The sequence below is a fragment of the Botrimarina sp. genome (assembly GCF_040219535.1).
In the GTDB taxonomy this organism is placed as follows: domain Bacteria; phylum Planctomycetota; class Planctomycetia; order Pirellulales; family Lacipirellulaceae; genus Botrimarina.
In genome coordinates this window covers 127,308-139,639 of the sequence record NZ_JAVJSH010000032.1, presented here as the reverse complement: position 1 = coordinate 139,639, position 12,332 = coordinate 127,308, and the positions used below count along the sequence as shown (strand labels likewise).

General features: G+C 70.8%; 9 protein-coding genes. 8 read left to right on the top strand and 1 reads right to left on the bottom strand.

Translation table 11 applies throughout. The annotated features are described in order from the left end of the window. Positions 1-404: 404 nt before the first annotated feature. Positions 405-641: a hypothetical protein gene (locus tag RIC11_RS18710; RefSeq protein ID WP_350213815.1), complete on the top strand. Its 237-nt coding sequence runs from the start codon at positions 405-407 to the stop codon at positions 639-641. Here RIC11_RS18710 and RIC11_RS18705 read toward each other — a convergent pair. Continuing rightward, entirely contained in the window at positions 638-859 is a 222-nt protein-coding gene (locus RIC11_RS18705) for a hypothetical protein (protein ID WP_350213813.1), read from the bottom strand. The two genes, RIC11_RS18710 and RIC11_RS18705, sit on opposite strands and share 4 nt — an antisense overlap. Positions 860-1,071: 212 nt before the next feature. On the opposite strand from RIC11_RS18705, the gene RIC11_RS18700 reads away from it, so the two are divergent. From RIC11_RS18700 to RIC11_RS18670, 7 genes are all read left to right on the top strand, one after another. After that, the gene (locus tag RIC11_RS18700) at positions 1,072-1,755 is read left to right on the top strand and encodes an HAD-IB family phosphatase (RefSeq protein ID WP_350213811.1); all 684 of its coding nucleotides are present in this window, start codon (positions 1,072-1,074) and stop codon (positions 1,753-1,755) included. Between the two features lie 73 nt (positions 1,756-1,828). Then, positions 1,829-2,878 (top strand): iron-containing alcohol dehydrogenase family protein, encoded by a 1,050-nt coding sequence (locus RIC11_RS18695; protein ID WP_350213809.1) that lies wholly within the window; start codon positions 1,829-1,831, stop codon positions 2,876-2,878. Positions 2,879-3,285: 407 nt separating this feature from the next. Then, a complete protein-coding gene (locus tag RIC11_RS18690; RefSeq protein WP_350213808.1) occupies positions 3,286-4,350 on the top strand; it encodes a DNRLRE domain-containing protein in 1,065 nt (354 codons plus the stop codon). 40 nt (positions 4,351-4,390) lie between these two features. Beyond that, on the top strand, positions 4,391-5,713 hold the full coding sequence (locus RIC11_RS18685; protein WP_350213806.1) for a DUF1501 domain-containing protein: 1,323 nt from the start codon (positions 4,391-4,393) through the stop codon (positions 5,711-5,713). After that, positions 5,710-8,103, top strand: coding sequence for a hypothetical protein (locus tag RIC11_RS18680; RefSeq protein ID WP_350213805.1), 2,394 nt, complete (start codon positions 5,710-5,712; stop codon positions 8,101-8,103). The genes RIC11_RS18685 and RIC11_RS18680 overlap by 4 nt, the downstream gene beginning before the upstream one ends. Beyond that, positions 8,100-10,520, top strand: a complete 2,421-nt coding sequence (locus tag RIC11_RS18675; RefSeq protein WP_350213803.1) for a DUF1549 domain-containing protein — start codon at positions 8,100-8,102, stop codon at positions 10,518-10,520. Before RIC11_RS18680 ends, RIC11_RS18675 begins: the two co-directional genes overlap by 4 nt. After that, on the top strand, positions 10,520-12,235 hold the full coding sequence (locus RIC11_RS18670; RefSeq protein WP_350213801.1) for a c-type cytochrome domain-containing protein: 1,716 nt from the start codon (positions 10,520-10,522) through the stop codon (positions 12,233-12,235). Before RIC11_RS18675 ends, RIC11_RS18670 begins: the two co-directional genes overlap by 1 nt. Positions 12,236-12,332 lie beyond the last annotated feature (97 nt).

The window sequence follows — 12,332 nt, the reverse complement described above, 5'->3', positions numbered from 1 at the left end:
CTTCCTCACGAAGCTCCGCGACCTCTCGCTCGAGCCGCTTGCAGTTCGGGCAGTCCGTCTCGGGTCCGCGGGCGTCCATGCACCCAAGCTAGACCCACTCAAACAAGGGCGCAATAGCGCGAGGGCGGTAAACAAGTACGTCGCAGAAACCGATAAGCCGAGGAACGGAGAACATGCCGATTTTTCGGACGCCATGTTCCCTAAGTCGTTGGTAGCAATTGCGTTCGGCGCTATACTGACGGTCGCGCTCAAACACTTTAACAACGGATTCCCGTACGGTCGTGGGCGTTTTCAGCGTTTTCCACACAGCCCCATCTGTACCCGAGCCGACTTCCTGGGCTAGAACGAGTCCCCGTGCCGTGGCGTATGCTCGCGCCCTGCGCTCCTGATCTTGAGAAAACAGCATGGGACGACTTTGGGAGGACGGCGGCTACTCAGCGGAAATCCGCATTGAGCTGCTGTGCAATGGCCGGCGCTACGACGTCGCCGAGATTGGCGTTGACACGATGATGCTCCGAAATGCTGACGAGTTGCCCAACGGATACGCGCAGCTCATCGTCGAGATTGACGGCGACCGCAGCGTAAGGGACATCTTTGTGACGTGCGAGAACCGAGAGCTGGCGGAATTGAGTTTCGCTTAGCCAGCAAGAGCCTTCTCCGCGGCCCGCTCCAAAAGCTCCCGAATCGTCCAAGCCTCCTCCGCCAGCCCGCTGGCCATCGCCGGGGTCTGCTTGCCCTCCACGCCCGTGTTGACGCGGCGCCAGGTGTACCAAGCGAAGAAGATCGCCTGCATGGCGACGTGGTGCTCCATGCTCTTGCTGTGGCCGTTGGTCAGCCGCGTGAGCCGCCGCAGGTGCATCCGCAGGCTGAGGTTGGCCCGCTCGACGCACGACGTGCTGACCCGCTCTAGGTCCGAGTCGCCGAAGCGGGGCTACTTCGGGGCCATCGCGCCCGCCGCGGTCGGCCCCGCGGGGCGTGTCGGATCGACGATGGCTGCCCTACAGTAAGCGTCTGCCCCCTCGGCCCTCGCAGGACCGCTTGCCGGTCGTGTCGTCCCTCAGCGACTAATCGATGGATCACTCCAAGGCGTTCCAGGAATCGCTCGCGGCGCAGTCGGTCCTCGTTTCGGATTTCGACGGCACCCTCGCGCACCCCGACTTCTACCAGCTGATTCGCGCGCGGCTCGTCCCCGAGGACACGCCCGACTATTGGAGCGAGTACCGCGCCGGCCAGTTGTCGCACTTCGATGCGTTGCGGCAGTACTTCGAGGCGGCCGAGGGGGGCGAGGCGGCGCTGCTGGCCGTGCTCGACGCGATCACGCTGCCGGGCGACCTGCCGGGCCTCGTCGACGAGCTAGCGAGCGCCGGGTGGGGCGTGCTGATCGTGTCGTCCGGCTGCCAGTGGTACATCGACCGGCTGCTCGAGCGGGCCGGCGCCCGGCTGCCGGTCATCACCAATATCGGCCGGATCGAACACGGGCGGCTCACGATGCGGCGGCCGGAGCTCTCGCCGTTCGGCTGCGAGGAGAACGGGGTCGACAAGCGGCTCGTCGTGCAACGGCTGCTGGACGAAGGCAAGACGGTCGCCTACTGCGGTGACGGCTTCACCGACCTTACCGCGGCGCGGCTCGTCGGCGAATCGCGCCGCTTCGCGCGGGCGGACCTAGCCGGTGCGCTCGGCGAGCACAAGCTCGGCTTCAGGCCATTTTCCACTTGGGGGGATGTCGTGCGAGGTTTGCTTTTAGGGGAAGCCTAAGCGCGAGCGAGGACGGCGCCGCTGGCTGCCTCGGCCCGAGCCCGGCGCGCAACCGACCGCAGGAGGGAAGGCCGTGGGACCAGCACAAGTCGACATCCCGTCGTTCGTCCGCATCAAGCCCGGCGCGTTGGGCCGACTCGGCCTCTACGCAGCGCGGCACGAGCGGGCGAAGCCCGCGCTGCTCGCGAGCGCCGGCTTGCCCGACCCGATCATGACGGCGGTCCGCGACGGCTTCGCCGAGCGGGGGATCGCTTTCGCCCTCGAGCGGGAGGTCGAGGACCCGAGCTTCGCGGTCGCGGCGGACCTGCTCGCCGAGTTGCCGGCGGGCTGCGACTCGGTCTTCGGCGTCGGCGGCGGCCGCGCCCTCGACGTGGCCAAGTACGTCGCGAGCCTCGCCGGGGCGCCCTACTACTCCGTGCCGACCTCGCTGTCGAACGACGGCTTCTGCGCCCCGCAGAGCAGCCTCGCTCTGCAAGGCCGGCGCAAGTCGTTGCCGTGCCGGATGCCCTTCGCGGTGGTGGTCGACACGGCCGTCTGCTCCGACGCGCCGGAAGTCCTCTGGTGGTCCGGCGTGGGCGACCTGATCGCGAAGCTCACGGCGGTGCAGGATTGGAAGCTGGCGTACCACGAGCGGGGCGAGGCGGTCGACGACCTGGCGGCCCTGCTGTCGACCTCGACGGTCTACCAGTTCATCGCCCGGCCGCACCGCGACGCGGAGAGCCTGCAGGTGATGGCGACCGCGCTGATGATCAGCGGCGTCGCGATGGCGATCTGCGGCTCCTCCCGCCCCGCCAGCGGCGCAGAGCACCTGATCTCTCACGCGCTAGACCGATCGAGCAAGCGGCCGCGCTACCACGGGCTTCAGGTGGGGGTCGCGGCGTACCTCACGAGCCGGCTGCACGGCGGCGGCCACACCGCCACGATCGCACGGCTCTTCGACGACACCCGCTTTTGGGACGGGATCCGTGCAGAGCCGTTCTCGCGCGACGAGTGGCTGGAAGCGACCCGGGCCGCTTCGCAGAGCCAGTGCGATCGGTTCACCATCCTCCAGCACCGCGACTGCGTTGGAGATGTCGAAGCGATGATCGACTCGGACCCGCGACTGGCGGGCTGCTTCACGTGATGGGGGGCTCGCGTCCCTCCATGGGTCACTCCGCCGAGCCGGCCGCCAACCGGCGGCCCGTCGCTCGGTGTCAGTAGAGCGTTCCGGTCGTGCGAACGAACACCGGAAGCGGTCACCGCCGGGCGGGTGGAGCGTGTGCGGCGGCGCCGCGTGACGGCCGCGTCGATGCGCCGGCGCGGACGGCGATCCACGTCGAGCGTTTCCACCGATCGGAAAGTCTGATTTGACTTGGGGCGCATAGGAGACCGAAAGCTTCACATTCGAGTCGGACCTCAAAGCACATGGCGTGTGTAAAGAGTCTGTGAATCTCGCCGCCCAAACGCGTTTGACCGGTCGCCACCGGCGGATCGCTCGGTATCTTGCGGCCACGATCAGGCCAAACCGTGTGCGGAGAGGGGTGCAAGGGAATGGGAAGACTTTTTCACATCGCTTGCGTGCTCGGTTTGCTCGCAGCGACGGCCAGCGCCGACGGCGACGCTTGGACAGCCATCCACGGCGACTGGCGTCTGCGGATCGACGGCGGCGGCGAGATTTACTTTGCGCGGCTTCGTTTGGCGCCGAGCGAGGAGGGGGGGTCGCGGCTGCCGGTCGCGGCCGCTTTCGAAGCCGACGGCCACCGCGGCCGTGTCGCGTCGGCGGCGATCGAGTCGGGGTTCTACGTCGTTGAGGTCGAGACCCGCCGCTCCGGCATGCCGGCCAAGGGGCTGTTCGCCTTCGAACTCGTCGACGGTCGTCTGACCGGCGACGTCGACTTCGAGTCCGGCTCCGGCGTGAGGTCCTACGAGTTTCAGGCAGAGCGACTCGGCGCCGGCCCGGCCGGCGCCTCCGCCCCGAACGCAGGCGGACCGGAGCCGCCCGTGGAAGCAACGGCGACCCAGCCGTCGGCGCGTGGAGCGGCCTCGCAGGCGACCAAGCGGATCGTGCTGCGGCAAGGCGACGGCGGCTACGCCGGGGCGGTCGACACCGAGATCTGGGCCATCGCCCCGTCGAAGCCGCTGGACCGGCAGGGGACGATGACAGCCGACGGCAACAACGGCGGCGGCGAGAGCCAGGTGCTGATGCGCTTCGGCGACCTGATCGGCGACGGCGACAAGCAGGTCCCCGAGGGGAGCCGCGTCGTCGCGGCGACGCTCCGCATCGTCGTGTTCGACCCGGGCACGACCGTCTACCTGCACCGCGTGCTCGCCCCGTGGGGCGCGTCGAGCACGTGGGACGGCATGGCCGCCGGCGTGAGCGTCGACGGCGTCGAGGCGAGCCCCGTACGCGACGGCTTCAACTTCGGCCAGATCAACATGGACCGCCAAGAGGTCCAGTTCGACGTGACCCAGACCGTTCAGGCGTGGGCCGACGGCGAGCCCAACCGCGGCTGGGTCTTTGTCAACACCGGCGGCAACGGCTGGGACTTCTACTCGAGCGACTGGATCGAGGAAGACCTGAGGCCGTCGCTGGAAGTCGTCGCGGCGCCGCGCTGACGGGCGGCGCCCCCTCTCACATCCCAGCAGGAGTCCCGGCATGACGCCCCGCCCCGATCGCTGCGGTGGCCCGCGCGCGCCGTTCGGCCGCCGCGAGTTCTTACAGGTCGGCTCGGTCGCCACGCTCGGCCTGACGCTGGGCGATTGGTTTCGCAGCGAGGCCTCGGCGGCCTCCGCACGCGGCGCCGCCGCGCCGGCCTGCGACTCGGTGATCCAGATCTACCTGCCGGGCGGCGTCGCGCACCAAGAGTTCGTCGACCCGAAGCCCGGCGCGCCGAGCGAGTACCGCGGCGAGATGGACTCGATCCCGACGGCCCTGCCGGGCGAGCGGTTCAACGAGCTGATGGTCGACACGGCCAAGGTCGCCGACCGGCTGACGATCATCCGCTCGATGACCCACACCGAGGCGGCCCACGAGCGGGGCACGCACAACATGATCACCGGCTACCGCCCCAGCCCGGCGATCATCTACCCGAGCATCGGCAGCGTCGTCACGTCGGAGCTCGGGCCGCGCAACGAGATGCCCCCCTACGTGTGCGTGCCCAACCCGACGAGCGAGTACGCGGGCGCCGGCTACCTGAGCTCGGCCTACGGCCCGTTCTCGCTCGGCTCGGACCCGGCGCGCCGCAGCTTCAAGGTGCGCGACCTGTCGCTGCCCGAGGGGGTCGGCCACGAGCGGTTCGCCCACCGCAAGAACCTGCTCGACATGGTCGACGACCACTTCACCTCGATGGAAGAGGCCGACGGCATCGACGCGATGGACGCGTTCTACCAGCGGGCGTACTCGGTGCTCGCGTCGCCCCAGGCGCGCGAGGCCTTCAACCTCAAGGCCGAGTCGAGGGCGACCCTCGCCCGATACGGCAAAGGCCAGGCCGGCGCGCGGATGCTGATGGCCCGCCGGCTGATCGAGGCCGGCGTCCGCTTCGTGTCGCTCAGCTACGGCGCGTGGGACACGCACACGTACCACTTCCGCACGACCGAGCGGATCCTGCCGCCGCTAGACAAAGCCCTGGCCGCGCTGATCGCCGACATGGACGAGCGCGGCCTGCTCGAGCGCACGATGGTCGTCGTGTGCAGCGAGTTCGGCCGCACGCCGATGGTCAACGCCGGCGCGGGGCGCGACCACTGGCCGCGGGTGTTCAGCGTCGTGCTGGCCGGCGGTGGCCTCAAGCGGGGCTACGTGCACGGCGCGTCCGACGCCCTGGCCGCCGAGCCCGCCAGCGACCCGGTCTCGCCGGAGGACCTCGCCGCGACGATCTACAAGCAGCTCGGCGTCGACTACACGAAGGAGCTGATGGCGCCAGGCGAACGCCCGCTCGACATCGTCGATGGCGGCCGGCCGATCCGGGAGATCATTGCGTGAGGCCGCTCAGCCGTTCTCAATCCAGAGCGCTCCTGCTGCTCTGCGTCGCCGCTCCCGCTGCGCTCGCTTGGTCGCCACGGGTGACGCGGGTCGAGCCGCGCGGTTTGCAGCGCGGCGCGGCCTGCGAGGTCGTCGTCGCGGGCGAACGCCTGGGGAACGCGACCGGGCTCTTGTTCGACGGCGGGGGGATCGCGGTGGAGTCTATCGCCGTCAACGAGGACGACGAGCTTGCCGTCGCGGTGCGAGCCGCCGACGACTGCCCGCTCGGGGAGCACCGGTTCTTGATCGTAGGCCCGCGCGGCTTGTCAGAGATGGCCACGCTGCACGTCGGGCCGTTTCCGATCGCTAAAGAGCAAGAGCCGAACGACACCCCGGACGGGGCCCAGTCGATCGAGCGCGGCGACGGGCTGACCATCCGGGGCGTGATCGACGAGGCCGACGTCGACTGCTTCGCCGTCGAGCTGGCCGCCGGAGAGCGGCTGTCGGTCGACGTGGTCGCGATGCGTCTGGGAGCGGCGTTCTTCGACGCGTTCATCGACGTTGTCGACCCGAGCGGGACGGTCGTCGCTTCGGCCGACGACGACCCCGTTTCCCTGCAAGACCCGCGGCTTTCCTTCGTCGCGGAAACCGAAGGCCCCCACGTGTTGCGGATACGCGAGGCCGCGTTCGGGGGCGACTTCGAGTCGCGCTACCTGGTGCACGTGGGCGACTTCCCCGTCGTGCAGTCGGCCCTTCCGGCGGGCGGGCCGGGGGGAGAGCTCGCCGCCGTCTTGCTGAGCGACGCGCGGGGGCCGATCAAAGCCCGCCTCGAGTTGCCGTTCTTGCCGGCAGCGTCCTGGTTGCGGTGGCGAGCTTCCGACGCGGGCGCCGCCGTGTCGCCCACGCCGATCCCGCTACGCGTCGCGGAGCTGCGCAACGTCGTCGAGGGCTCGGAGTCCAGCGACGACGTCGGCGCCGCCCCCGTGGCTCTCAACGGGGTGCTCTCCGAGCCGGGCGAGAGCGACCGTTACGGCTTCCAAGCGATCGCGGGCGAGCTGCTCGAGGTCGAGGTCTTCGCCGCGCGGGTCGGCTCGCCGGTCGATGCGGTGATCGCCGTCGACGGCCCGGGCGGCCCGCTCGTCCGGAACGACGACGACGGCGCCATCCACGACAGCCGCGCCCGCTTCCGCGTCGCCCAGACCGGCCGTCACGAGCTTTCGATCCGCGACCACTTGGGCCGCGGCGGCCCGTCGCACGCTTACCGGATCGAGGTCGCCCCGGTGCAGCCGTCGCTCGCCCTTACGACGCCGATCCTCGACCCCCTTCGCCCGCAAGAGAGCCAGCGGATCCACGTGCCGCGTGGCGGGCGGACGGCGGTGCTGGTCGCCGCGCGGCGTGATCGCTTCGACGGGCCGGTTACGATCGACTTCGGCGACCTGCCGAGCGGCGTCCGGGCGACCGTCGACCCGATCCCGCCTGGCGAGCACCTCACGGTCGCGTTGCTCGAGGCCGAGGCCGACGCGCCGCTGACGGCGACCCTGTCGCGGGTGGCCGGCTACGGCGATGGCCCGTCGGGCACGGTGATCGGCTCGCTGTCGCACGAGGTGGGGCTGGTGTTCGGCGAGCCCCGCCGCACGGTTTACTACGGCCCCCGGATCGACCGCACGCCGATCGCGGTGACCGAGCCGCCGCCGTTCAGGATCACGGTCGAGCCGCCGCGTTCGCCGCTGGCGCGCGACGGCCGCAAGGACCTCGTTGTCCGCGTCGATCGCGGAGAGGGGTTCGACGGGCCGGTGACGATCACCTCGCCGCGGCTCCCCGAGTGGGTCGAGCGGAGCGAAGACCCGGTGACCATCGAGGCCGGACAAACCGAAACCGTCTTCCCGCTGATCGCGACCGACCGCGCGGCGCCGGGCGAGCACACGGTGCTCTTCGTCGGCGCCGCGCGGATCGACGGGGCCGAGGTGGCGGCCGCGTCGGACCGCACGCCGGTCCGCCTCGTCGCGCCGCACGCCGAGCTGCGAATCGCCCACACGACCGTCGAGCAGGGGAACGAGACAACCGTCCGGTGTCTGGTCGATTGGATCGTCGACTCCCCCGGTGCGGCGACCGCCACCCTGCACGGCCTGCCGAAGCACGCCACCGCCCCGCGGGTCACGCTCGCCCCCGGTCAATCCGAGTTCGCGTTCCCGGTGCGCGCCGGCGCCGACACGCCCGCCGCGCTGCACAACACGCTGTTTGTCGAGCTGGCCGTCGGCGAGCCCCCCGAACCGGTCAGGCAGTTCGTGGGGCGGGGCGGCGTGCTCGAGGTGGTCGCGCCCGGCGGCGCCGCGCGGCGACAGATCAGCCGATTGGAAGAGCTGCGCCGCGAGGCGGCGCGGGCCCGGAGCGCAGCGAGGCCACAAGGATGAATTCGAATTACGACACCCTGATCGCGTCGATCGGTCTCACGCTCACCGCGGCGGTCGCCGCGGCCGAGCTGCGTGTCTACCCGCCGGAGGCTTCGCTCGCCGGCGTGCGGGACCGGCAGGCCGTGGTGGTCCAGCGCGTGCTCCCCACCGGTGAGACGCGCGACGTCACCGACGAATGCGACGCACGGGTCGCCGACGAGTCAATCGCGGCCTTCGAGCACGGCGTGCTCCGCCCATCGGCCGACGGCGCGACGACCCTGCGTGTCGCCCACGACGGCCACTCGGCCGAGGTCCCGGTCGCCGTCCAGCGGAGCGACGCCGACGCGCCGCTCAGTTTCGGCCGCGACGTGATGCCGGTCTTCATGAAGGCCGGATGCAACATGGGCAAGTGCCACGGCTCGGCGCGCGGGCAGGACGGCTTCCGGCTGTCGCTGTTCGGCTTCGACCCGCCGGGCGACCACTTCCGTTTGGTCGGCGAGATGCCCGGCCGCCGGGTGAACGTCGCCCGCCCCGAGGCGAGCCTCCTGCTGACCAAAGCGATCGGCGAGTCGCCGCACACCGGCGGCAAACGGTTCGACCGCGATAGCGAGTCGTACGCAACCCTACTGCGGTGGATCGAAGAAGGCGCGGGGGATGACGCCGAGGAGTCCGCCGCCGACGCCGAGCCGATCGGCATCACGGTCTACCCGCCCGAGGCGGTGCTCGTCGGGCCCACGCAGCGGCAGAGGCTGGTCGTCGTCGCGCGGTACGCCGACGGCGCCACCCGCGACGTGACGCCGCTGGCGGTGTACCTCAGCAACAACGACTCGGCCGCCGCCGTCGACGAGGCGGGCGTCGTCACCAGCGGCGCCCGCGGCGAGGCGTTCGTCATGGCCCGCTACGCCACGTTCACCGAGGGCGTGCCGGTGATCGTGCTCCCCGAAGGGGGCGGCCCCGAGTTCACCGAGCCCGAAGCGTTCAACGAGGTCGACCGGGTTGTCTACGACAAGCTCCGCAAGCTGCGCATCACGCCGTCGGCGGTCTGCTCCGACGAGGTCTTCTTGCGGCGCGTGTCGCTCGACCTGACCGGCCTCACGCCCACCCCCGAGCGGTTCGAGGCCTTCCTCTCCGACGAGTCGCCGGACAAGCGGGCAAGGCTCGTCGGCGAGCTGCTGCGGTCCCAGGCGTTTGTCGACGTGTGGACGATGCGGCTGGGCGAGCTGCTGCGTATCCGCTCGGAGAACCAGGTCAGCTACAAGGCGCTGCTGCGGTTCCACAACTGGGTGCGCGACAGGGTCGCCGCCGGCGAACCGCTCGATAGGCTGTTCGGCGAGGTGCTCGCCGCCAGCGGCGGCACGTTCGACACCCCCTCGACGAACTTCTTCCAGATCGAGGCCAACTCCCTGCAGCTCACCGAGAACGTCGCCCAGAGTTACCTCGGCATGCGGATCCAGTGCGCCCAGTGCCACAACCACCCGTTCGACCGCTGGACGATGGACGACTACTACGGGTTCGCGTCGTTCTTCAGCCAGGTGGGTTTCAAGCAATCGCGCGACCCGCGGGAGTTCATCGTCTACGACGCGGGCCGCGGCGAGATCGACCACGTGGTGACCGGCGAGCCCGTCGCGCCGACTTACCTCGGCGGCGGCCCGGCCGACTGCGAGGACCGCGACCGCCGCGAGGCCCTCGCCGAGTGGATCGTCAGCCCCCAGAACAAAGCCTTCGCACGCAACCTGGCGAACATCGTTTGGGCGCACCACTTCGGCCGGGGGATCGTCGAGCCGGTCGACGACGTCCGCATCAGCAACCCCCCCTCGAACGAAGAGTTGCTCGACTACTTGGCGGGGCGTCTGGTGGAGTCCGGCTACGACCTCCGCTCGTTGGTGCGTGAGATCGTCACGTCGCGGACTTACCAACTCGCCACAGCGGCGAACCCCACCAACCGGCACGACGCGAAGCACTTCTCCCGCGCGCAGGTGCGACGCCTGCGCGCCGAGGCGCTGCTCGACAGCATCTCGCAGATCACCGCCACGACCGACGACTTCCCCCGCCTGCCGGCCGGCGCCCGCGCCGCGCAGATCGCCGACGGCGCCACGAGCAACTACTTCCTCTCGACCTTCGGCCGCGCGCCGCGCGAGACCGTGTGCGCCTGTGAGGTCGACGTGCAGCCGAACCTTTCGCAGGCGCTGCACCTGCTCAACGGCGACGCCACGAACGACAAGGTCACCGAAGGGGGCGTCGTGCCCCGGCTGCTCGGCGGTGGCGCCACACCGCGGCAGGTCGTCGAGCGGCTGTACGTTGCGTGCTACAGCCGCCGGCCGACCGAGGTGGAACTCGAGCGGCTCCTCGCCACGATCGACAGCGCCGACCCGGCCCAGAGCCTCAACGACGTGTTCTGGGCGCTGCTCAACAGCAAAGAGTTCTTGTTCAACCACTGATGGCCACTCCCATTCACGCACTCGCCGCCGCGCTGCTGATCTTTTCGACCTCCGCCGCTATCGCCGCCGAGGGGGCGAGCTACCGCAGCGCCGTGCGCGGGGTTCTCGAGCGGCACTGCGTCGTGTGCCACGGCGCGGGGCGCGGCAGCGCGGGGCTCGACCTGTCGAGCTACGAGGGCGTGATTGCCGGCGGCGCTTCGGGCGAGGTGGTGGTCGGCGGCGCGCCGGACGACAGCTTCCTCTACCTGGTGACCGCGCACGACGAGGAGCCGGTGATGCCGCCCGGTGGCGAGCGTGTGCCCGACGCCGACCTCGCGCTGCTGCGCCGCTGGATCGAGCTCGGCCTCCCCGAAACGGACGACGACATCGACCCAGCGGCCCCGGCAATGAGCGCCGCGCCGTCTGCGGCGGAAACTCCCACGCCGCCGGCTGATCCGGGCGGCGCGTCGCCCGAGCGGCACGGCCCGGTCGTAGCGCTCGCGGCGTCCGAGTCCGCCGACCGACTAGCCGTCGGGCGGCAGCTCGCCGTCTGGCTCTACGAGGCGTCCACCCAGCGGCCGATCGGCGCGCTGCCGTTCCCGGAAGGGGAGCCGCAGAGCCTCGCCTTTTCCGCCGACGGCGAGTGGCTCACGGCGGCGGGCGGCACGCACGGCCGGTCGGGCGCCGTGGTGGTCTGGTCGCTCCAGGGCGAGCCCGCCCGTGCGTGGCAATGGGCCGACGCGACCGACGCGGTGCTCACGGCCGACCTGAGCCCCGATCGCCGGCGCGTCGTCGTCGGCGGGCCGAGCCGCAAGGTGCGCGTCCTCTCGACCCTGTCGGGCGAGGAGGCCCAAACGCACGACAAGCCTACCGACTGGGTCCTGCAAGCTCGCTTCAGCCCCGACGGCCTGCTGGTCGCCGCCACCGACCGCGACGGTGGCGTCTACGTCTGGGAGACCGAAACGGGCGCGTTGCTGCACTCGCTGCGCGGGCACAAGGACGCCGCGGTCGCTCTGGAGTGGCTCGAGGGCGGCGACCGCCTCGCCACGGCGAGCCTCGACGGCGACCTGCGCCTGTGGGACATGCACACCGGCGAGACCGCCGGCCGGTGGACCGCCCACGAGGCGGGCGTCGCGGCGCTCGCCGTGGCGGGCGATGGCGCCTTAGTGACGGTCGGCAAGAGCGACAACACGGCGCTCCGTTGGAGCCTCGATGGCGTGCGGCAAGAGGTTTTCGCCATGGACAACCCGGCCCGTCTGCTGAACGCGGCTATCGCGGAGGGTTCGCGCGGGTTCTTCGGAACGCTCGACGGCGGTGTCCTTACGCATCCCGGCGACCGGCCGGGGGCCTCCCCAACACCCGTACCGATAGCGGCCCCGCCCAACCTCCTCGCCCAGGCGCCCGCACCCGCCGACGCGCGGGCCGCGCTGGGTGTCGCCCCTCGGCCCCCTGTCGAGGCCGTCGCGAGCCTGAGCGTCGAAACGCCGCCGGCGCGTTCTCTTGCTCTGTCAGCGGCGCCGGCGGCCGCCGCTTCCGGGCTAAGCGAATTCGACCGAGGCGTGCGGGCCGCCCGCTTGGCGGACGCGCTGGCGGCACTGCGCCGCCTCGAAGACCGCGTCGAGGAGCTCGGAGTCGACGGCTCGACCGAACTCGAAGAGACCCGGCTGCTCCTGGGCATCGCCCGAGAGCGCCTGGAACGAGCCGCGCGCGACGGCGCCGGCGGGGCCATTCGCTGAGAAGCTGTCCCAGCGAGAGCGGCCACACCGCCTGAGCGACACGTTCGCGATTCGTCCGCCGCTGGGGCGGGAAAGCGGTCCGCGATGAACGGCCCGA

Bases quoted from the DNA above. Each gene is read 5' to 3' on its own strand.
- RIC11_RS18710 (WP_350213815.1), top strand. From the start codon at position 405: ATGGGACGACTTTGGGAGGACGGCGGCTACTCAGCGGAAATCCGCATT.
- RIC11_RS18705 (WP_350213813.1), bottom strand. From the start codon at position 859: ATGCACCTGCGGCGGCTCACGCGGCTGACCAACGGCCACAGCAAGAGC.
- RIC11_RS18700 (WP_350213811.1), top strand. From the start codon at position 1,072: ATGGATCACTCCAAGGCGTTCCAGGAATCGCTCGCGGCGCAGTCGGTC.
- RIC11_RS18690 (WP_350213808.1), top strand. From the start codon at position 3,286: ATGGGAAGACTTTTTCACATCGCTTGCGTGCTCGGTTTGCTCGCAGCG.
- RIC11_RS18685 (WP_350213806.1), top strand. From the start codon at position 4,391: ATGACGCCCCGCCCCGATCGCTGCGGTGGCCCGCGCGCGCCGTTCGGC.
- RIC11_RS18675 (WP_350213803.1), top strand. From the start codon at position 8,100: ATGAATTCGAATTACGACACCCTGATCGCGTCGATCGGTCTCACGCTC.
- RIC11_RS18670 (WP_350213801.1), top strand. From the start codon at position 10,520: ATGGCCACTCCCATTCACGCACTCGCCGCCGCGCTGCTGATCTTTTCG.